This window comes from Planococcus sp. ISL-109, from assembly GCF_018613655.1.
Lineage (GTDB): Bacteria > Bacillota > Bacilli > Bacillales_A > Planococcaceae > Planococcus.
In genome coordinates, this window is the sequence record NZ_JAGGPW010000004.1 from 892,328 (window position 1) to 912,431 (window position 20,104).

Annotated in this window: 17 protein-coding genes, 2 pseudogenes and 1 other annotated feature; of the genes and pseudogenes, 1 reads left to right on the forward strand and 18 read right to left on the reverse strand. The window is 46.5% G+C overall.

Going from position 1 to position 20,104, the window contains the following annotated elements; genetic code table 11:
- Positions 1–13 precede the first annotated feature (13 nt).
- From J7E21_RS06285 to J7E21_RS06365, 18 genes and pseudogenes are all read right to left on the reverse strand, one after another.
- The gene (locus J7E21_RS06285; protein WP_251047796.1) at positions 14–466 is read right to left on the reverse strand and encodes an ACT domain-containing protein; all 453 of its coding nucleotides are present in this window, start codon (positions 464–466) and stop codon (positions 14–16) included.
- A gap of 16 nt (positions 467–482) precedes the next feature.
- On the reverse strand, positions 483–1,772 hold the full coding sequence (gene obgE, locus J7E21_RS06290; protein ID WP_215105728.1) for a GTPase ObgE: 1,290 nt from the start codon (positions 1,770–1,772) through the stop codon (positions 483–485).
- Position 1,773: 1 nt separating this feature from the next.
- A complete protein-coding gene (locus tag J7E21_RS06295; RefSeq protein WP_215105729.1) occupies positions 1,774–2,286 on the reverse strand; it encodes a Spo0B domain-containing protein in 513 nt (170 codons plus the stop codon).
- A 127-nt stretch (positions 2,287–2,413) separates the two neighbouring features.
- Positions 2,414–2,704: a 50S ribosomal protein L27 gene (rpmA, locus tag J7E21_RS06300; protein WP_215105731.1), complete on the reverse strand. Its 291-nt coding sequence runs from the start codon at positions 2,702–2,704 to the stop codon at positions 2,414–2,416.
- Positions 2,705–2,716: 12 nt separating this feature from the next.
- Positions 2,717–3,046: a ribosomal-processing cysteine protease Prp gene (locus tag J7E21_RS06305; RefSeq protein ID WP_215105733.1), complete on the reverse strand. Its 330-nt coding sequence runs from the start codon at positions 3,044–3,046 to the stop codon at positions 2,717–2,719.
- 2 nt (positions 3,047–3,048) lie between these two features.
- A complete protein-coding gene (gene rplU / locus J7E21_RS06310; protein ID WP_215105735.1) occupies positions 3,049–3,357 on the reverse strand; it encodes a 50S ribosomal protein L21 in 309 nt (102 codons plus the stop codon).
- Positions 3,358–3,371: 14 nt separating this feature from the next.
- Positions 3,372–3,445: a sequence feature (ribosomal protein L21 leader region), on the reverse strand.
- Positions 3,446–4,668: 1,223 nt separating this feature from the next.
- Positions 4,669–5,472, reverse strand: a complete 804-nt coding sequence (minD, locus tag J7E21_RS06315) for a septum site-determining protein MinD (protein WP_215105737.1) — start codon at positions 5,470–5,472, stop codon at positions 4,669–4,671.
- Position 5,473: 1 nt separating this feature from the next.
- Complete coding sequence (gene minC / locus J7E21_RS06320; RefSeq protein ID WP_215105739.1) at positions 5,474–6,163, reverse strand: septum site-determining protein MinC; 690 nt, start codon at positions 6,161–6,163, stop codon at positions 5,474–5,476.
- Positions 6,163–6,693: a rod shape-determining protein MreD gene (mreD, locus tag J7E21_RS06325; RefSeq protein ID WP_215105741.1), complete on the reverse strand. Its 531-nt coding sequence runs from the start codon at positions 6,691–6,693 to the stop codon at positions 6,163–6,165. The genes minC and mreD overlap by 1 nt, the downstream gene beginning before the upstream one ends.
- Complete coding sequence (gene mreC / locus J7E21_RS06330; protein ID WP_215105743.1) at positions 6,690–7,577, reverse strand: rod shape-determining protein MreC; 888 nt, start codon at positions 7,575–7,577, stop codon at positions 6,690–6,692. Before mreC ends, mreD begins: the two co-directional genes overlap by 4 nt.
- 51 nt (positions 7,578–7,628) lie before the next feature.
- On the reverse strand, positions 7,629–8,657 hold the full coding sequence (locus tag J7E21_RS06335; RefSeq protein WP_215105745.1) for a rod shape-determining protein: 1,029 nt from the start codon (positions 8,655–8,657) through the stop codon (positions 7,629–7,631).
- Positions 8,658–8,915: 258 nt separating this feature from the next.
- Complete coding sequence (locus J7E21_RS16530) at positions 8,916–10,289, reverse strand: group II intron reverse transcriptase (RefSeq protein WP_353047741.1); 1,374 nt, start codon at positions 10,287–10,289, stop codon at positions 8,916–8,918.
- Between the two features lies 1 nt (position 10,290).
- A complete protein-coding gene (locus tag J7E21_RS16195; RefSeq protein WP_251047798.1) occupies positions 10,291–10,785 on the reverse strand; it encodes an RNA-dependent RNA polymerase family protein in 495 nt (164 codons plus the stop codon).
- Positions 10,786–11,485: 700 nt separating this feature from the next.
- Positions 11,486–11,596: pseudogene (locus tag J7E21_RS16415) on the reverse strand (JAB domain-containing protein); the annotation flags it as partial.
- Between the two features lie 144 nt (positions 11,597–11,740).
- Complete coding sequence (gene ltrA / locus J7E21_RS06350) at positions 11,741–13,654, reverse strand: group II intron reverse transcriptase/maturase (protein ID WP_483313479.1); 1,914 nt, start codon at positions 13,652–13,654, stop codon at positions 11,741–11,743.
- An 887-nt stretch (positions 13,655–14,541) separates the two neighbouring features.
- Positions 14,542–16,353, reverse strand: a complete 1,812-nt coding sequence (locus J7E21_RS06355) for a reverse transcriptase/maturase family protein (RefSeq protein WP_215105747.1) — start codon at positions 16,351–16,353, stop codon at positions 14,542–14,544.
- Positions 16,354–16,911: 558 nt separating this feature from the next.
- Positions 16,912–17,406: pseudogene (radC, locus tag J7E21_RS06360) on the reverse strand (RadC family protein); the annotation flags it as partial.
- Positions 17,396–18,007 (reverse strand): Maf family protein, encoded by a 612-nt coding sequence (locus J7E21_RS06365; protein ID WP_215105749.1) that lies wholly within the window; start codon positions 18,005–18,007, stop codon positions 17,396–17,398. The pseudogene radC and the gene J7E21_RS06365, both read right to left, overlap by 11 nt.
- Positions 18,008–18,385: 378 nt before the next feature.
- Between J7E21_RS06365 and J7E21_RS06370 the strand changes: the two genes are divergently transcribed.
- Complete coding sequence (locus J7E21_RS06370; RefSeq protein ID WP_215105751.1) at positions 18,386–19,912, forward strand: AbgT family transporter; 1,527 nt, start codon at positions 18,386–18,388, stop codon at positions 19,910–19,912.
- The last annotated feature ends 192 nt before the right edge of the window (positions 19,913–20,104 follow it).

The window sequence follows — 20,104 nt, forward strand, 5'->3', positions numbered from 1 at the left end:
CATTCCCCCTACATTATGACGAACCGCTGGATACCACATCGGCCGACTCGACAAAATCGAGCTTTTTCAATTGCTGTAAAAACATTTCCAACTCCACATCCATCGCCGTGACATCGAGCGACAACGTAACGTTCGCCCGGCCCTGAATCGGGATGGTCTGATGGATAGTCAAAATATTACAGCCCATTTTCGCCACTGCCTGAAGCAACGTGGCAAGCGTTCCCGAACGGTCTTCCAACTGAAGAAAGACCGTCAGAAGCCGTTCTTTCACGATCGAATGGAACGGGAAAACCGCATCACGGTATTTGTAAAATGCTGAACGCGACAAGCCGGTCTGTGCGACCGCATCCAATATAGACATCCGATCGCGCTGAAGCAGCTTTTTCACTTCGAGCGTCTTGACCATCGCTTCGGTCAGCACATCTTCCCGCACCAAATAATAGCGTTGTTCGGAAATGTCTTTCATTCAAGTTACCCCCGCATCAGTCGCTAAATTCAAACTCAAATTCGAGCAAACGCACCGTATCGCCGTTTTCTGCCCCGCGCTCACGCAGTGCATCGTCAATGCCCATGCCGCGCATTTGGCGTGCAAATCGACGAATCGAATCTTCACGCGAGAAGTCGGTCATTTTGAACATGCGCTCGATTGCATAACCGGAAAGGATAAATGCGCCGTCCGGATCGCGTGCGATATCGAAACCGTCGCCTAGCTTTTCGTGTTTGTAAAGAACCGTACCCGATGCATCCGGATCCACTTCGTCTTCCATCGGGAATTCCGGTGTCACTTCAATCAGGTCGGCAATCGCGAACATCAGATTGTTCAAGCCTTTTCTCGACAACGCGGAAATCGGGAACACTTTTGCATCTTCCGGCAACTTCTTGCGGAACGCTTCCAAGTTTTCTTCTGCATCCGGCATGTCCATTTTGTTTGCGACAATCAGCTGCGGACGTTCCATCAAGCGCATATTGTATTGTTTCAACTCATCATTAATAGTCATGTAATCCTCATACGGATCGCGACCTTCCATACCCGACATATCGACGATGTGGACAATGACACGTGTCCGTTCGATATGGCGCAGGAATTGATGGCCGAGGCCGATTCCTTCGTGTGCGCCTTCAATAAGCCCTGGCAGATCTGCCATGACGAAGCTGCGGTGGTCTTCTGTTTGGATCATGCCGAGATTCGGGACGATCGTCGTGAAATGATATGCGCCGATTTTCGGTTTTGCCGCTGAAACGACCGACAACAGCGTGGATTTCCCTACACTTGGGAAACCGACAAGGCCGACATCCGCCAATACTTTCAGTTCCAGGACGACATTGCGCTCATAGCCTGGTTCGCCTTTTTCCGATAGTTCCGGCGCCGGGTTTTGCGGCGTCGCAAAACGTGAATTACCGCGTCCTCCGCGTCCTCCGCGTGCGATGACCGCCGTTTGGCCTTGTTCGACCAAATCGGCAATCGTCTCATCAGTGTCTACATCTCGGACAATAGTGCCCGGCGGAACTTTGATGATCGTATCTTGTGCTTTGGCACCGTGCTGGTTTTTGCTCATGCCGTGCGTACCGCGGTCCGCTTTAAAGATCCGTTTGAAACGGAAATCCATCAGCGTGCGCAAACCTTCATCGACTTGGAAGACGATATCAGCGCCTTTTCCTCCGTCGCCTCCAGCTGGTCCGCCATTCGGCACATATTTTTCGCGGCGGAATGCAACCATACCATCTCCGCCGTCGCCACCTCTTACATATACTTTTACGTGATCGACAAACATATTATCCCTCCATCTGTGCGTGGATCTCGACTTTCGAGCGATCCGATCCGCACGCTTTACCAATTGCTAATTGCTGTGAATCCAAATCCAATGCTGACCAGTCGCCTGGTCCCGACAATTCCAAGGAAAACCGGCCATCCGCTTGCAGTAAGCGCATGTCCACCGGATACGGCCACGCGTCAGAAAAAGCCTGCTTGATGCTTTTTGCAAATGCCTCCAGCCAGTCGCGAAGAACGGCGTCTGAAATTCCCGGTGCCCGCTCCGCTTCGCACATCACGGTGACGTGCAATTCCGGATAGCGCCAAGCCAAAGTCAGCAGCCATTCTTCGGTTTCCGGCAGTGAAAGTGCTGACAGCCGGCTGTTGTGCATAGCCGCTTCGGCATACGTACGAATGAGCGCCTGGGCTTTTTCCGCACGACCTAAATCAAGATTCAATTTGATTAGCTGCAGCTCATTCAAAAAATCATGGCGCGCATGCCGAAGCGATTGTGCCACTGATAGCTTATCGTCCATACCGCACTTCCTTTTTTGCACTTTGTCCAAGTATACCAAGTTCGGGCTGAAAATTCCCGATACGGCTTCTGGACATTCGCTTGTTCAAAAGAAAAAGGACTGCGAAAGCAGCCCTTTTCGTTTTTTATTAAGCTTCCTGAGCAACCGGGTAGACGCTCACTTTCTTCTTATCGCGGCCGTAGCGCTCGAAGCGTACTGTTCCGTCGATCTTCGCGAAAAGTGTGTCATCCCCGCCACGTCCAACGTTCTCGCCTGGATAGATTTTTGTACCGCGTTGGCGATAAAGAATCGATCCGCCAGATACGATTTGTCCGTCAGCGCGTTTTGCGCCAAGGCGTTTTGATTCCGAATCACGACCGTTCTTCGTTGAACCAACACCTTTTTTGGATGCAAAAAACTGAAGATTTAATTTCAACATATGTCCCACCTCCTAAGCTGTGAAGGTTATTTTTATAAAGTCTGCATAATCGTGTTCAATCGTTTCCAGTGAAATGATCATTCCACGCATGAGCAGTTGAACCTGCTCATCCGTTTTGCGGTCTACGTTCTCCGGAAAACCAATCTTCAAAAAACCGCTATCCGCCTGTTCGATGTCGGGTTCAATTCCCGTCAGCGCCATAATGGCGTTCACTGCCCCGAAGGAAACAGCTGAAGCACCGGCACATACCAAATCTTGACCGTATTCGGCAAAATCCGCATGCCCCGACATTTCAAAGCCTGAAATGCGGCTGTCGGTTTGATGAATAGTCACCTGAATCATTTTTACAGGTTGATCGCGTCAACAGTCAATTTTGTGTATGGCTGACGATGACCTTGTTTTTTGTGATAGTTCTTTTTCGCTTTGTATTTGAAGACAGTGATCTTCTTAGCGCGGCCATGTTTTTCAACTTTCGCTGTAACAGTTGCGCCCTCTACGAAAGGAACACCCACTTTAGAATCGTCTCCACCTACAAATAGAACTTTGTCAAAAGTTACTGTGTCCCCATCTTCTGCGTTCACTTTCTCAACGTAGATTTCTTGGCCAGCTACCACTTTGATTTGTTTTCCACCAGTTTCAATAATTGCGTACATATCCTTGCACCTCCTCTTAGACTAAGACTCGCCTATCCAGGTGATCAGTCGATACTTTAAGACCTGGTTCGAGCGGTTGTAGCACGGGTGCGCTACAAACATAACATTAAAATAATATCATGTGGGGAGTCTTGAGTCAATACAGAACTGAAAAGAGTTCGTGATGTTGCTCATTGATTATGTGGAATCGATATTTATATAGAAGGATTGAGCATAAAGTGTCTCCTTTGATGATGGCTTCGTAGTGCTAGCCGCTAGCGCCGCTTTGGGGATGCCTCCCGCAGAAAGCCAGCTGAAGGGCGCAGCTGTCTCCCTACTTCGGCTATCCCGTGTGCGCGGACTTGCTTAAAGATTTCGCTGAGAAATGCGAGTGATTTGGATAGCCCTCTCGAAATGCTATTTGCAATGGAAAGAAAGATAGTCAGGGAGATCGTCTACTATAGCAGTCCCGTCTGATATTGTGATTTCAAATAATAGTTATAAATGATTTAGTAAGTTTCGTCTTGGTACGATGATAGCGTCTGCGAACTAGCCGCAAGCGCCGCTTTGGGGATGCCTCCCATAAAGAGCCGACCAAAGTTCACGGTCGTCTCTTTACTTCGGCCACCCCGTGTGCGCGGACTTGCTTGGAGATTTCATTGTTAATAGAGAGAGATTATCATAATGATTTCTCAAAATTTCTTGCGGCAGTGGAAAGAAAAATATTTAGTGATGAGTATGCATTAAAAGTCAGCAGTAACCCTATAGGTATTAAATAATAGCTAGAAGTGATTTATTAAATTCGTCCATTTACGATGATAGCGTCTGTGGGCTAGACGAAAGCGCCGCTTTGGGGATGTCTCTCGCAGAAAGCCAGCTGAAGGGCGCAGCTGTCTCCCAGCTTCGGCTACCCCCTAGACGCGGACTTGCTCTGAGATTCCGCTGAGCAATGTGAGTGACCTAGATAGCCCTCTCTCAATGCTATTTGCCGTGGAAAGAAATCTTCTTAGATATGGATGTTGTTTCATGGACTTACACTCACTATTAATAGCGGCAACACCTGAAGCTTTTGGAGAATAAATTTCTTCAAAAACTTACCTTCGATGAACAGCGATGCTATTTAGTTTCGCATGAAAACTAAAGCTGGAGTGCAGGGCGGTGACTCCGGAGGGATAAGTGGGTTTGAGAGACCCCGCAGGGAGCGCAGCGAGCGAGGAGGCTCGATTCCCACCCCTCGGAAAGCATCCGCCCGGAGCGCAAGCTTTTTGCTATACTCTTTCTCTAAAAATCTTAAACAAAAAAACACCACTGCATCCGCAGTGGTGTTTCTGATTATTTACTTGTAAAGATGGATTTCAATTTGCCGAACATGCCGGCTTTTGGTTTGTCCATCGTCATCAGTGGCACCGATTCTCCGAGCAGGCGGCGCGCAATGTTGCGGTAGCCGAGTGCTGCCGGGTTGGACGGATCCATGACGACCGGTTCGCCTCTGTTCGAACTTGAAATGACGCGCTCGTCGTCTGGCACGATGCCGAGTAGATCGATCGACAAATGCGTCGTGATTTCGTTGACATCGAGTGCATCGCCCGCTTCCATCAAATGCGGACGGATCCGGTTGATGATCAGTTTCGGCGCATCCAAGTTTTCTTCCAGCTCCAGCAAGCCGATGATGCGGTCAGCGTCGCGCACAGCGGAAATTTCCGGTGTCGTCACGACGATTGCGCGGTCTGCACCGGCCACCGCATTTTTATAGCCTTGCTCGATGCCGGCCGGGCAGTCGATGAGGATGAAATCATAATCCTCTTTCATGCTATCGACCAGTTCTTTCATCTGCTCCGGGTTGACGTCGTTTTTATCGGCCGTCTGTGCTGCCGGAAGCAGGAACAATCTGTCTTCAAAACGCTTGTCTTTGACGAGCGCTTGGTGAATTTTGCAGCGGCCTTCGAGCACATCGATCAAATCGTAGATGATGCGGTTCTCGAGGCCTAAAATAACATCCAGGTTGCGCAAACCGATATCGGTATCGATCAAGCATACTTTTTTGCCTTGAAGAGCCAATGCAGTGCCGAGGTTCGCAGTAGACGTCGTTTTGCCTACGCCTCCCTTGCCTGATGTAATTACGATAGCTTCTCCCACACTAGCTTCCTCCTTTAAACGTAGAAATTTGCGGCCGCAGGAATCTCAGTTCCTGCAAACGGTCGATGATGATTTTGCCGCTCGTATGTAAATAAGCGCATTCCATTTCGGGTTGCTCCAACAAGCTGTCAAGTTCATCGGTCATGGTCTCGATTTCATCGGCGATCATGAGATGCGTCGCTTCGAGCCATGAGGCAGCGATGACGGCTTCACGGTTGCCGGAAGCTCCAGCGTGGGCAATGCCTTTTAGGCGCCCGAGCACATAGACGTTGCCGCCCGCTTCGATGCGGCCATTCGGGTTGACGTCGCCGATGACGACAAGGTCGCCTTTGGCACGCACAACTTGGCCTGAACGGACGATGCCGACGTATGTTTCCGACTGGCGCTCGCTGATCATGCGGTTGCATTCTTCGACGGTGACGACATCGCATTTCGTGCCGATCACTTTCAGTTTCGAATTATCTTGGATCGCTTTTTTGATTTCATCCAATTGCTCTTGGCTATAATGCCGGTTGGCCAATTGGATCTGCACTTCCGCATCCCCTTCAAGCGCAGGGTCGGATACTTTTTTCTTCAGCTCGTCCAACATCTCCGTGTATGAAGTCATGTCGTTGAGCTGGATGAGAAGCCCTTTGTTCGTTCCTTTAATATTCACGATATTTTTCAAAAAACCTGTCACCTGCGCTTTCATTAATATAACCCGAGCCTGTTGTCACGCTGTGGATCTTGCGTCACCATCATCGACCTGAATACCCAGCCGACAAGCACCAGGTACAGGGAGTTGGCGATCAAAGTCGGCCACAATCTAGCAGTCAGGAACGTACCGGCCGGCGCCGCTGTTAAACCAATCAATAGGAAGAATAAATAAAGCGCCACTTCCATCACCAGCAGCAGACCGAGTGCCAGCAGCGTCGCTGATAGCAGATTTTGCGGAATCTTTTTGAAAACGTACGCGGCGATCAGGCAGACAGCCGGATACAGAAAAGAATATAATCCTATAATATCAATGTAAAAGACATCATACAAGAGACCGAAGAACAAACCGTAAAACAAGGCATGGCGCAACTCGTAGAAAACGCTCAAAAAAATCAGGAATAAAATGAGAAAACGCGGGACGATGTAATACAAAGATCCGCCGATGGAAAGGGGTGAAAACAAACCGAATATCGGTTCAACGAAAAATAAAACGAGACAGACGATCGGGACGAGAAATCGAATCATGATTCCTCATCCTCCTCCGCCGTCAATCCGTTGTCTTCTCCGTCCACTTCGGGCATGAGCCGGTCGGCAATGATGACGTGGTTGAGCATCGAGAAGTCAGCCGCCGGTTTGACGTAAGCGAGCTTGGTCAGGCCGAATTCATCGATCGTCACTTCCGTGATTTCGCCGATGATGATGCCTTTCGGGAAAATCCCGCCGAGGCCGCTCGAGACGACTTGGTCGCCTTCTTGCAGATCGACCGAAAAGTCGACGCGTTTCAAGAGTAGTTCACGGCGTTCAGCGTCGTAGCCTTCGATCAAGCCGAACACATCATCTTCCCCGAGCACCATCGCGGATACGCGGTAGTTCGGGTTTTGTGTCGTTACCAATTCGACGGTCGAGGTGGTCGGTGTCGCGATGGTGACTTTGCCGATCAAGCCTCTGGCGGTCATAACGGCCATGTTTTCCTGGATGCCATGGGAGGTGCCGCGGTTCAAAATGATTTTTTCCTCCCATTGATCAGGATTGCGCGCGATGACTACCGCTTGGATCGGGTTGTATTCACGCAAACTTTCTTCTTTATCGAGCAGTTCTTGCAGTTCTCCGTTTTCCGAACGCAAGTCGGTCACTTCTGCTTGCACGCCCGCAAATTCTTCGAGGCGAGCTTTCAACAAGCGGTTTTCTTCAAACGTGTTGATCAGCGAGTCGATATTGTCAAAAACCCCTGTGACGAAATGGGCCGGCCGTGAAAATACCGATTGCCCCGCACCGACCGCTTCTTTGACGATTTGTTCCGGCAGAGACACTTGGCCGCGGTCCCGGAGCGTCAAGGAAATGAGTGCGACGAGCAGGATAACGCCGATCAACAGCAGGATAAGCCGCTTATTCGTTAAAAACTGTGGCATATGAGGCGATCCTCCTTATTGATTGGCTCATGTAATGTAGGTTGAAAAATATCAGCGACGTTCGATCGCGGTACGGTAGCGCTCGAAATTGTCCAAAGCGCGCCCAGTGCCGAGCGCGACGGAATCAAGTGGATGGTCGGCAATAAACACCGGCATCCCGATGGCTTCCGCGATCATTTTGTCGAGGTTTTTTAATAACGCTCCGCCGCCCGTCAAAAAGATGCCGCGGTCCATGATGTCTGCGGCAAGTTCCGGCGGTGTCTTCTCGAGCGTAGCCCCGAGCCCTTCGACGATTTTCGTGACGGGTTCTTTCAGCGCCAGCGCCATTTCAGTCGCGGTGATCGTCAAAGTTTTCGGGAAGCCCGTCAACAGATCACGGCCGCGAATTTCCATGGACACTTCGCTTTCCGCTTCATCCATCACCGCGGCGGTGCCGATCCCCATTTTCAGGTTTTCGGCTGTCCGTTCGCCGATGATGACGTTGTATGTTTTGCGGACATAATGGATGATCGCTTCGTCCATCTCGTCCCCGCCGACGCGGATCGATTCACTCGATACGATGCCGCCGAGCGAGATGATGGCGACTTCCGCCGTACCGCCTCCTATATCGACGACCATACTGCCGACAGGTTCCCATACCGGAAGACCTGCGCCGATTGCAGCGGCGAACGGCTCTTCGATCGTATACGCTTCGCTCGCCCCGACAGCTCGCGCTGCATCCAATACGGCGCGCTTTTCTATAGAAGTAACTCCGTAAGGAACACAGATTATCACCTTGCCGCCGCGCCATTTGCCGGGCGCTTTTCCGGTCGCCTGTGCGATGCAATGTTTGATCATCGCGAGCGTCGTGTCGTAATCGGAAATGACGCCGTCCTTCATCGGACGCAGCGCGACGATATTGTTCGGCGTTCGGCCCATCATGTCGCGCGCGCGTTTGCCGACAGCGACGATTTCGTTCGTGCGGGTATTTTTAATGACGATCGACGGTTCACGGAGCACAATGCCGCGCCCTTTTAAATAGACGAGCGTATTCGCCGTTCCGAGGTCGATGCCGATATCTTTCGAAGCAAATCCAAACACATTGATCGTTCCCTTCTTATGTAAACCGGGGGTACCGGCAACAGCTTTGCACAATACCTCCCATTATAGAACATTTGAAAAAAAATATACAGTGCTACATGAACCCCTTTTCTTTCAATGAAGTGAATTGGTGGTCGCCGATGATGAATAGTGATAGGTAAGAAACAACCTCGACATTATTCGTTAGGAGTTCTTTTCCCCCACTTCACACCGTACGTGAGATTTTCACCTCATACGGCGTTCCATCAACCTAATTATTCAAATTATGCTCAACTTTTCTCTAAAACCAAGAACTTTTTCCCAAGTTTTCTTTCCGACCATTGAATAATCTCTCGTGCTATGAATCATTTGATGGCAACTTTTATGCATGGATGCAAGGTTGGATACACGATTCACCTCATCCAGAGATAACTTAGGGTTGATATGATGTATATGAATATCGTTCCCTTGTAGTACCTCTTTACATACTCGACATTTCCCTTTATCACGATTAAAAGCGTATGCTCGATTCATAAAATACTCAAAGTTATACAGCTTTTCTTTGTGCCCGATTTTTATTATCTTAGACCAATTCATACTTAGAAGTTCATCAGCTCTTACCTTTAAGGGTTTATTACCGGTTCGATTCATATAAACGCGGCGACCTTCTTCAATGTATGGCGTTTCTTTAGGGCTTTTGTTTTTAGCTTTTTGCCATGTGCAGAAGTCCAGCCTTGTTATACCTATTTTCAACCCATTATATTCGATAACCGGTATTTTTGTGTTGTACTTTTCGTGTAGTGATCGAAGGTTATCCACTTGTTTTGCAGGCAACTTATAGCCCCCATGCTTTCGTAGCTTTAAGTATGCCGCGTAGTGGAGTTTGTCTGAATATTTTCGTGCGTACACATTTACCTTCGTTGTACATTCATAGTACTGAATAAGCCCTCTTATCTTAGAGTTGATGAGATTTATCCAGTGAATTAGGTCTTCTTTCTTGGTAGCACTCTTTATTTTTTTGATGGTTTTATGAATTTCATTTACTTTTTCTTTTAATCGTTGTTGATTAGGTTTACTGACGAGAATATGTCCATGTTTTGCGTTCCCTTTTATTGCTTTGATTTCAAAGCCGAGAAATTTTATTGGTCGTCTTCTTATATCCGTTATGAGCGTTTTTTCTTCAGATAACGTTAACTTTAATCGCTCTTTTAGATATTTCGTAATTCTGAATTTCCATTTTTCTGCATTACGTCTTGAACTGGTGATGAGCACCCAGTCGTCTGCGTATCGAACCAGATAAGTTTCCTTTAGCTGTGTTGTTTTCCGTAGTCTATCAAACTTTTTATATTTCTGTGCATACGGATATTGCGTTTTCTTATCTTCCCATTCCCTAGTCACCCATTGGTCAAATGAATGAAGATAGACATTTGCCAACAGAGGAGAGATAATCCCTCCCTGTGGTGTTCCGACAGGATTCTCCCTCAATTCCCCCATAATTCCAGCTTTCAACATCGCCTTAATGATCATTAAGACTCGTCTGTCCCTGATTCCCATATTCCATAGTTTCTTTACCAGGGTCGTGTGGTTAACGCAATCAAAGAATTTGCTGATGTCTCCTTCGATTACCCAGTAATGACCCGTAATATGGACAATATCAGTTACGCGGACAGATCATGCTTGAATCCCTCATGGGTCTGAAACCATATGAGTGTTGGAAAAATTGAGCTTCTAAGATGGGCTCTATAATCAATCGCACACATTCTTGGACGATTCGATCCACAATGCTGGGTATACCCAAAGGACGTAAGCCTTCAGAATTTGATTTTGGGATATACTTTCTTCTAATGGGTTCAGGACGATATTTCCGAAAGCTTTCTTGTACCAGCTGTATGACATTAGGATAATCTTTTTGTAATATGTCTGGCTTCATTAATTTATGGTCGCTTCCGGCTGTTCGGCTCCCTTTGTTGGCTTTAACATGATGGATGGCCGTTAAAATCGTAATTTCATTTGCCATTAACTCCAATAAATCTTTGTGGCCAGGTGATTGTCCTTTTTCTCGTAGGCCTTCGATGGTCTTTTTGTATAATTCGTCCTGTTTATCCCTTAGTTCTTGTTCCGATTTTAGATAGTTAGATTTTTGTACCATTGCGATTCATCTCCTTATTGGGAGAATGCAAGGTTTTAATCAGATGTGCCCAAACGGCTTCCCTAACAAGTTGATTTAATTAATCAAGTTGACTATGCCCCTTCGCTCCATTTCCATTACAGAAACTTCGATGCTACTACGGGCTGCTGCCCCACAGATTCAATTGCTATTTCCTTCAATTTAGATGCATCAAGGTTAACTCCTTTTATCATCATCTTCTGTGGTTCCGCTGTTCCTTACACTCTAGCTTTTCATAACTGTTTTAGCTGTCCTCTTTGACCCGTTAACCGTCTTTTTGCCCACTGTTGGGAGGACGCAAGACACTATTCCTTTATAGGAGTAGTACAGATTTTGCAACCACAAATACAAAATCCACGATTAAACTTCTTTAACAGAAGCGAGAAACTTCCTTTTCGTTTCCCTCTCACTTTACGAGCCGTACATACGAGGATTCCTGGTGAGTCAGCATGACAGTTTTATAGCCTCCCGCTTACTTCACTAACCACTTCACAGGTCTGTTTTTCAACGCCTTTACCGAGCTTCATACACAAATATAGTTAACCATTCATGCATGTCGGAGTTTCAGAGCATCGTTCCCAACATTGAACGATGAGTTGGAATTTCACCAACCTATTCAAGTGTAAAGTTCAAAGATAGATAATCTTTGCCTAGTTTTATTGCACATTTCTATGCAGATTGTCTAGGAACAGCGCACACTGTGGTCGAGGAGTTCGATGCCGATGATCGAGCCGGCTTCCATCAGCCGCTTGGTGACATCGATGTCTTCGGGCGACGGGGCGGGGTTTCCGGACGATAGCAATAGGTAAGGCTTTGAAATGATCTCCACCTTTTCCCCTGCTTCACACCGTGCGTGCAACTTTCATTGCACACGGCGTTCCATCGATTGTCTATCTATTTCATTTTTCTCAACCTGTCCAATTATGCGTAAACCCCATTACTCGATTGCTTCATTTCCAACCAAAAGACGGAGCGTATTCAGCTTTTTCAGCTGTTCCCCATCTAAGTTTAAAAATCGAAGATACTTTTGGACAATATCACTTTCTGTAGAATGCACTAGCCGGTGGACATCCCTGGTAATTAATATCAGGTTCGAGTATCTGTCGTCTTTCGTGACACTCCATAGCGTCTTATGATGGCAGTCCATTTCAGAAAGGATTAATTCTTCCCCCGTTACTGCACACATTCCATTTTGAGAAATGAAAAGTGAGATTCGATTGTCATTGAATTCAATTGATGCTCGTCCGTCTAAGACTGGATGCTTTCTAATCCATTGCAATTTCCAGCTTGGGACTGCATTCTGTTCACGATGCATCAGCGCACGTCCTTCTTTGGTGAATTTATTAACACCATTTTTGGGCATCAATGCTGTTTTCGTTTTGACGAATCCAATTGGTATCAGGGGATATCCGTTTATATACCTTGTCATTTCCGACTTTAAATAAGGTTTAATGCCTTTGTCTTTGATTGGGTAGTTGGTTGTTTTCCTAAGCGAAAACTGTTTTAATCGATGACGCTCGACCAGTGTCAGTTGATATTGTATAGGCATCAGGCTGGCATTTACTTGAGTTGCGATTTGGTAATAGTTGTGAATGCCAATCACCATACTGTTATAGATCTGCACGTTTTTGATTAAGTCAGTTCCACTAGGTGCTTTTTGCATTAGTTTGATTTGGTCTTTAAGTTGCTTTTTAATCCTCGTTCGTGCTTTTTCTGCTATACGGGATTGACAGACAAACTTTTTACGCCCTAAACGGTCAGTTCCTTTCCGTTCCATCTTCAATTCAAACCCAAGAAATTCACTACTTTTCTTTTTCAGGTTTGTAATTTGGGATTTCTCTTCGGAAATCGGAAGATTCAACCGTTCTTCCAGCCACATTCTACTTGCCATGTATATTTTATCGGCGTTGGAGCGTGTTGTCGTAAAGATTTTAAAGTCGTCAGCGTAGCGGACAATGTACATTTCTTTCAGTTTAGAAGTTTTACGTAATTGCTCATATCTATATTGATGGCTGTACAGTCCCGTTTTCTTGTTCAGGTAATCGTTTATATTGCGACACTTTTTACTTTCCCATTGGTTCGCAATCCACCAATCAAATTCATTTAAATTGATATTGGCTAACAATGGGGAAAGTATTCCACCTTGTGGCGTTCCCATGGTCGGATAAACAATTTCGCCGTCTGGCAAGACGACTGGAGCTTTCAGCATTTTCCGGATGATAACAAGCAACTGTTTATCCCGGATGCCCATGGTCCACATTTGTTGCATCAGTTTTGAATGTTTTACTTCATCAAAGAAGCTTTTGATGTCAACATCCACCACGTATTGCATTTTATTATTGTTGATCCGTCCTGCACACATGGAAATCGCATTTTCGGCGGATTTGGTCGGCCTGAAACCGAAACTGTATTTATAGAATTTAGCTTCGCATATCGGTTCTAAAACTTGGAGAATGCATTGTTGCGCTACTCTATCCCACATCGAAGGTATCCCTAAAGGCCTCGTTTTTCCGTTAGGCTTTGGTATTTCCACACGTCTTACTTTCCGAGGATTGTAATGTGCGAATCGTTTCTTCACAATCTCGATAAAGTCGGTTGTGCTCAACTTTTCGATATCAGCGATTGTGATTTTGTCCTCTCCAGCCGTTGCACTTCCGTTATTCCGCTTGATGTTTCGATAAGCGAGGAGAATATTATCGTCTGAAGTAATAATGGACATTAGATCCGTGAATTTTTGGTTTTCTCTACTTTCTGCAAAAAGCCTGTCCATGGTTTCGGTCATGCCATAATATTCTGCATGGCGTAATCGCGTATTTTTCATCTTTGGGATTTTCTTATAATTTTCTTTCAAGGTCTATCACGCTCCGATCTTGGCTCGTGACCTTTTTCGTCATACGAGAATCCTTAAGGTGATTGAGTTGAAATAATAATAGACATTCGACTTGAGGCTATTGCTCCATTTCCATTACAGAAACTTCAACGCTCATGCCTCTACTCTCACTATCGTTAAAGGAAGTTATAGATGAATCCTTTCCTTCCTACCACTTCACCGAGTGTGCACTCTCCATGTCGATAGCTTTCCACGTTCCCTTCACTCTATCTATACCTTAACGTAGGTGCTAGCTCTTGCCTGACGTTCTCTCCACCGCCTGTAACGGTGCATGGAGCTTTCGAAACCACCATAGGTACTCGCCCACGGAACGCACTTGATTCTTTCATCAAGCCCACTCATTTCTGAATAGTCACACTTACAGACATTTCATTCGCTAGTTCGTCAGTGTTTTACCACATTCTCACCATATTAAGTTTTTTACGACTCCCGACCTATCGGTTGCACCAACCACCTCTGGTTAGCTTTCGGTTACTAGATTAGCACTACGACAACTTTCAGCCGACTTTACCGAGCTTCACACAAACCCCTTTTACACATTCAGGATTTGCATGTCGGAGTATCAGAGTAGGCACTTCAAGGCGTTACCCTATCATTTTACCTATCGAGCGAAGAGTTCACGACTCTCTTCCAGTCATTTGACTTTCAGACAGCATGCGTAAGCTTTTCAGTTACGAACGTGTCGCACGATGGTTATGCGAACATACGATTGAAGCTGCTGAGCGTCTGACGGCTTCGCGGTAGTAGGGTGAGAACCCGGTGCCTTGGTATATTGCTATACTAGGTTTCCAAGAACTCCCCTCCAAACCGTACGTACTCCTCTCAGAGTATACGGCTTTCCATTTACTTTAATCTAACTTGCCATTATGCAAATCGTGATGGCATGATACGCATAGAGCCATCGTTTTACGATTACGGGCGATCATTCTTTGCTCCCATTTCTTCTTGCCTTGTAAATCTTTTAATTTGCGAATATGGTGCATCTCAAGCGGTATACCTGATGCAGCACACCATTCGCATTTTTCGGCAAGTAAACGGTCAATCATGCTAGTTCGCCCGGAGTAAACTAATGTATTTTCAACTGTATCAAAGTTTGGTTGAGTAATTGCATCGTTTTTTTCCATTCGTTGCACCGTAAAGCAGGCTATTTTGCTGCCTTCTTTTGTTTCATATCGAACCCCGAATCCCCCGTTAATATTAAACTTACTAATAGTTTTACTAACGGTAGATTTGTATTTATTCGCGTACGTTTTAATCATGCTGTATTTCATCGTTTGTCGGTATGATTGTAAAACATGTACGTTACTCGCCAAGCGATAATAATTGTAATAGCCTTCTATTTCTGCATTATACGTACGTAAAATTTCGAGGTCATCGTTATGAACCAGATACGGGCGATGAATAGGTTTCCAACCATTGTTCGGTCCTATTTTTAACGCATTTAACTGTACAAGCTTTTGGATATATTTTTCATGCGGAACGAAAAGTTTTGTTTGATAGTTAAACTTCCGCTTTTTGGTTCCGTTCGGCATCTTCATTCGGTGCCAATCTCTGGCAACCCGAATGTCATACCCAAGAAAACGGGCATTTTTCTCGCTATGGGTAATCAAGGTTTTCTCAGCACTTAATTCTAGCATCAGCTGTTCTTTCAAGAACCATGTCAAGTTTTGCTTAATTTGTTCGGCTTCCTCTTTACTACCAATGACGCCTAGTATGAAATCATCCGCATAACGAACATATTTTAGACGCCGGTAATTTGGGTCGAAAAGGTTTTTGCTGTCATGGCTTTGCAGTTCCTTATAAAGGGTTTTCAGTTCCTTTAAGCGTTCTTTCTTTTCCTCTTCGGATAAAATAGCCCAATCACGTTTGTTATTACTTTTTCTTTTAGCGATTTTGGATGCGAGATTGTGGTATCTAATATTATGGATACGTTTTTTACCTTTATTATAGTGTTCAATATATTGCTCCACATATTTATCGAGTTCATTTAAATAAATATTCGATAATAGAGGACTGATAATCCCTCCTTGTGGTGCACCACTATAGGTTTTATGAAACACCCAATCTTCCACATAACCTGCCCGCAAAAATTTCCAGATTAAATTGATGAGTTTTTCATCTCGAATCCGTTTTCGCAAAATGCTAATTAGGATGTGGTGGTCTATGTTATCGAAGAACCCTTTAATATCACCCTCAATAAACCATCTGGTTCCCGTAAAAGTATTACGGATTTCTTTTAACGCTGTATGACAGCTAAGATTTGGTCTAAATCCATGAGAATGTACTGTGAACTGCGGCTCAAAAATGCTTTCAAGCAATTGCCGAACAACTTCTTGGATTAGTTTATCCTCAAAAGTAGGAATGCCAAGCGGTCGTGTTTTCCCGTTTTTCTTTGGGATATACGTCCGTCGTGCTGGATTTGGTTGATACGTTTGATCTTCTATTCTCGCAATGAGTTTTTCTATACGTTTTAAACTCATTCCGTCAATCGTATCCTCATTGATTCCTTTTGTATGACTGCCCTTGTTTCTGTACAGTTTTGCGTAAGCTTCAAAATAGAACTCTTTGTTGTATAAGTTACGATACAATCGTTCAAATACATAGTTTTCATCTTCTGCTTTGGTAGTTAGACGACTTAATACTACTTTTGGAATTCTCATAGAGCCTCCGCTCCTTCCCAATTTGGTATTAACATTGTAAACTGCTCCCCTTCGCCATGTACTAGGCTTTCCCTAGCTCGGACTACTATGGGAGCTCCGTTACCCTATCAGATATTCAGCATCATTTATGCATAGCCCATAAGGCATTCTGACTTAGGTAATCTCCATTTAGATTTATAGAAATATCGCATGTATGATGTCGGATGTGACGTTCGCTCGTTACTTTTATACTAAAGTTGGGTGAAATGGTATCACTTCATCATTCTCGAAATTTTTAAGAATGAAGCACATTTCAAATAGCGTAAATCATTGCCTCCCGCTAAAGGTCCCCGTCGTCCCTCTTGAGCTATCATTCAAGCAGTTTAGCTTTCATCCTTATTCATACGTTTCATCTCGCCATTCAGTCGTGCTTTGGCAATTAAGCAACTTACGGCTTTTTCAACATGCTACACTCCCTGTCCGGTTTCCCTTTCAGATAAGTTGACTGATGATAAGGGTAAAGTATTGTGATATTCCCTTACTGCTTTGCGAAAGCAGGTTTTCTATAAGCCCTTATGGACGCACGATTTCGCGTGGGTGCACGATAGAGGCGTTGAGGCTGCCGACAAAGATTGTTTGTTTGTGCATCACTTGGTTTTTGATGTTGAGGAACAGACAGACGAAATGTTCTTGCTTGAGCGAGGTCATGTCGTCCATCAAATAGGTGGCGGCGTCTTTCGGGGAACGGATCGTAAAGCGCTCGTCGGTTTGTTTCGACGCGAGGCGCCGGCCGAGTTCGACGGCGGCTAACAGTTGGACCGCTTTCGCTTGGCCGATGCCGTTGATCGCCGTCAACTCTTCGATGGCCGCGTGTTTAAGTTCGTGGAGATGCTCGAACTGCTTGAGCACGCGGTTGGCGATATGCAGCACCGACTCTTCGCGCGTTCCGGTGCGCAGCAAAATGGCGATGAGCTCTTGATTGGACAAGCTCACCGCCCCTTGTTTGATGAGCCGCTCGCGCGGACGGTCAGCAACGTGGACATCGCGTATCATAAGCGCTTGGTCATTTGGCATAATCATGCGCTCCTTCGATCCGGGCGTAGCCTGCGTGCGTCAGCTGCTGAAGGAGTTTTGCGACCGGCAAGCCGACGACAGCGTTATAGTCGCCTTCGATGCCTTCGACGAACAGTCCGGACAGGGTCTGGATGCCGTATGCCCCTGCTTTATCGTACGGATCTTCGGTGTCGGTATAGGCAACGATCCAACTGGCCGGCAGTTCATAAAAACGCACCTTAACGCGTTCATGGAACGACAACTCGCTCGCCCCTTGGCGTACCGTCACCGCGGTGATGACTTCGTGCGTGCGGCCGGATAGGCGCTGGAGATACGCGACCGCCTGGTTTTTGTCTTGCGGCTTGAGCAGAATGTCTCCATCCAATACGACGATTGTATCCGCGCCGATCACCAGCGCGTCTTTCTCATGTTGCGCGATGTCCGCCGCTTTTTGTTGCGCGCAAGCCATCACATAGCCGAGTACAGTTTGGAAATTGTTCGGGTCCGGCTCTGCCCGTTCGCTTGGCGTCACCTCGAACGGAATGCCGAGCAGACCGAGCAGTTCGCGGCGGCGCGGTGATTGCGACGCTAAAATGACCGGGTGTTTCGATGTGAATTTCATAATTAATATCCCTCCTTTTCACAGTCATCATACCATTCGGCAAGAACCACGGCAAAATGGCGAAATTCGGGATTTGAGCAGAATTCAAGGTTCATATTCACGATTTCAAGATAGCGCTTTCATTGGTAACATCCGTTTTCAAAAGTTTTTTCCCAACACTGGCTTTGGGGCTAAGTGCCGTGAAGCCCATCATGAAGGCATCTATTGTTATGATCAAATATTATTCAAAATTAACGCAATTGGCACTTCCGTAATATGCTTTTCTTATGATTATGAACGTTTTATAATGAGTAACAGCTTTAATTTTTCGAAAATTACTATTACACAATAATTAGATAGTCTTTTTCACATCAATTGTTTGAAGGGAGTTTGTCTATTTTGAAAAAACAAAGACGAGGATTGTTCCAAAAATCCCTCGACCGAATCGAAACGATCGGTAATAAACTGCCGCACCCGGTCACGCTGTTTGCGGGTCTCGCCATACTTGTCTTGATCATTTCCGCAGTGCTGGCGAACCTCGGCATCTCGGTTGAGCACCCAGGGCAAGAAGGCGAAATCGTCGAAGTCAAGAACTTGCTGAATGCAGAAGGCATCCAATACATATTCGGCAGCATGGTCAGTAACTTCATCGGCTTCGCCCCACTCGGCGTCGTGCTCGTCACGATGCTCGGGATCGGTGTCGCTGAACGGACCGGGTTGATCTCGGCCTTACTGCGCGGTTTCGTGTTATCGATTCCGAAATATTTGATCACTGGCGGACTCGTATTTGCCGGGATCATGGCAAGTGTCGCGTCTGACGCCGGCTATGTTGTCTTGCCTCCGCTCGGTGCCGTCATTTTCGCAGCACTCGGCCGCCACCCGCTCGCCGGCCTTGCCGCAGCGTTTGCCGGTGTTTCTGCCGGATTCTCTGCGAACTTATTGCTATCGGCAACGGACGCCATGCTCGGTGAACTGACGATCTCCGCCGCTGCAATCATGGATCCGGCTTATGCGGAAGGCATGAACATCGCGATGAACTATTACTTCATCATCGCTTCTGTGTTCCTTCTGACAATTGTTGGTGCCCTTGTCACTGAAAAAATCGTCGAACCGCGCCTCGGTGAATACACAGGCGAGTTCCGCGAAGACATGAAAGGCTTGACGACGCTCGAGAAAAAAGGCTTGTTGTGGGCTGGAGTCGCGACGCTTGTCGGCGTCATCTTGACGGCTCTTCTCATCGTTCCTGAAAACGGCGTACTGCGCGGTGAAGACGGCGGCATCGTCCAATCACCGTTCATGAGTTCTCTCGTTCCGATCATCACGATCTTGTTCTTCCTTCCGGGTCTTGCTTACGGAATCGCGACGAAAAACATCACCAGCGATAAAGATGTCGCGGAGCAAATGTCCGAAACGATGGCGTCGATGGGCGTCTTTATCGTCCTCGCCTTCACGGCCGGGCAATTCGTCGCTTACTTTGCGGAATCGAACATCGGCATGGTGCTAGGGGTTTACGGTGCAGAAGCACTGGAATCCATGAGCTTGACCGGCATTCCGCTGATCATCGGCTTTATCGTCGTCGTCGGGATCATCAATTTGTTCATCGGTTCCGCTTCTGCGAAATGGGCGATGCTCGCACCGGTCTTCGTACCGATCATGATGCAGCTCGGCTATTCGCCGGAACTGACGCAAATGGCTTACCGCATTGCGGATTCGTCGACGAACATCATTACACCGCTTATGACGTATTTCGCGATCATCATCGCCTTTGCACAGAAATACGATAAGAAGATGGGCATCGGTACATTGATCTCGGTCATGTTCCCGTACTCGATCTTCTTTATGGCCATTTGGACCGTGATGCTGATCGTCTGGATGCTATTCGGCATCGATCTTGGACCAGCTTCTCCGATCCATTACAATAATTAAGGCATACCAAAAGCGACAGCGCCGGATTTCGGTGCTGTCGCTTTTGGTATGTGTTTGAGTTAATCATAAATTGATATTCCGCAAAACAGCTTGCTCAGCTGCCCCTCGCCTATTCATTTGCCGCGGGCGAGCGCCGAGCTTTCCCGCAGGCGTCTACGCTGTTTTGCTCCATATCTTCAGAAGATGTCACGA

What these genes read in the sequence shown, in the direction of transcription:
- minC (WP_215105739.1), bottom strand. Translation starts at nt 6,163, where the DNA reads ATGAAAGCGCAGGTGACAGGTTTTTTGAAAAATATCGTGAATATTAAA.
- J7E21_RS16195 (WP_251047798.1), bottom strand. Translation starts at nt 10,785, where the DNA reads ATGGTACAAAAATCTAACTATCTAAAATCGGAACAAGAACTAAGGGAT.
- J7E21_RS06285 (WP_251047796.1), bottom strand. Translation starts at nt 466, where the DNA reads ATGAAAGACATTTCCGAACAACGCTATTATTTGGTGCGGGAAGATGTG.
- mreD (WP_215105741.1), bottom strand. Translation starts at nt 6,693, where the DNA reads ATGATTCGATTTCTCGTCCCGATCGTCTGTCTCGTTTTATTTTTCGTT.
- obgE (WP_215105728.1), bottom strand. Translation starts at nt 1,772, where the DNA reads ATGTTTGTCGATCACGTAAAAGTATATGTAAGAGGTGGCGACGGCGGA.
- J7E21_RS06365 (WP_215105749.1), bottom strand. Translation starts at nt 18,007, where the DNA reads ATGAAATTCACATCGAAACACCCGGTCATTTTAGCGTCGCAATCACCG.
- rpmA (WP_215105731.1), bottom strand. Translation starts at nt 2,704, where the DNA reads ATGTTGAAATTAAATCTTCAGTTTTTTGCATCCAAAAAAGGTGTTGGT.
- J7E21_RS06305 (WP_215105733.1), bottom strand. Translation starts at nt 3,046, where the DNA reads ATGATTCAGGTGACTATTCATCAAACCGACAGCCGCATTTCAGGCTTT.
- J7E21_RS06295 (WP_215105729.1), bottom strand. Translation starts at nt 2,286, where the DNA reads ATGGACGATAAGCTATCAGTGGCACAATCGCTTCGGCATGCGCGCCAT.
- rplU (WP_215105735.1), bottom strand. Translation starts at nt 3,357, where the DNA reads ATGTACGCAATTATTGAAACTGGTGGAAAACAAATCAAAGTGGTAGCT.
- mreC (WP_215105743.1), bottom strand. Translation starts at nt 7,577, where the DNA reads ATGCCACAGTTTTTAACGAATAAGCGGCTTATCCTGCTGTTGATCGGC.
- J7E21_RS06355 (WP_215105747.1), bottom strand. Translation starts at nt 16,353, where the DNA reads ATGAGAATTCCAAAAGTAGTATTAAGTCGTCTAACTACCAAAGCAGAA.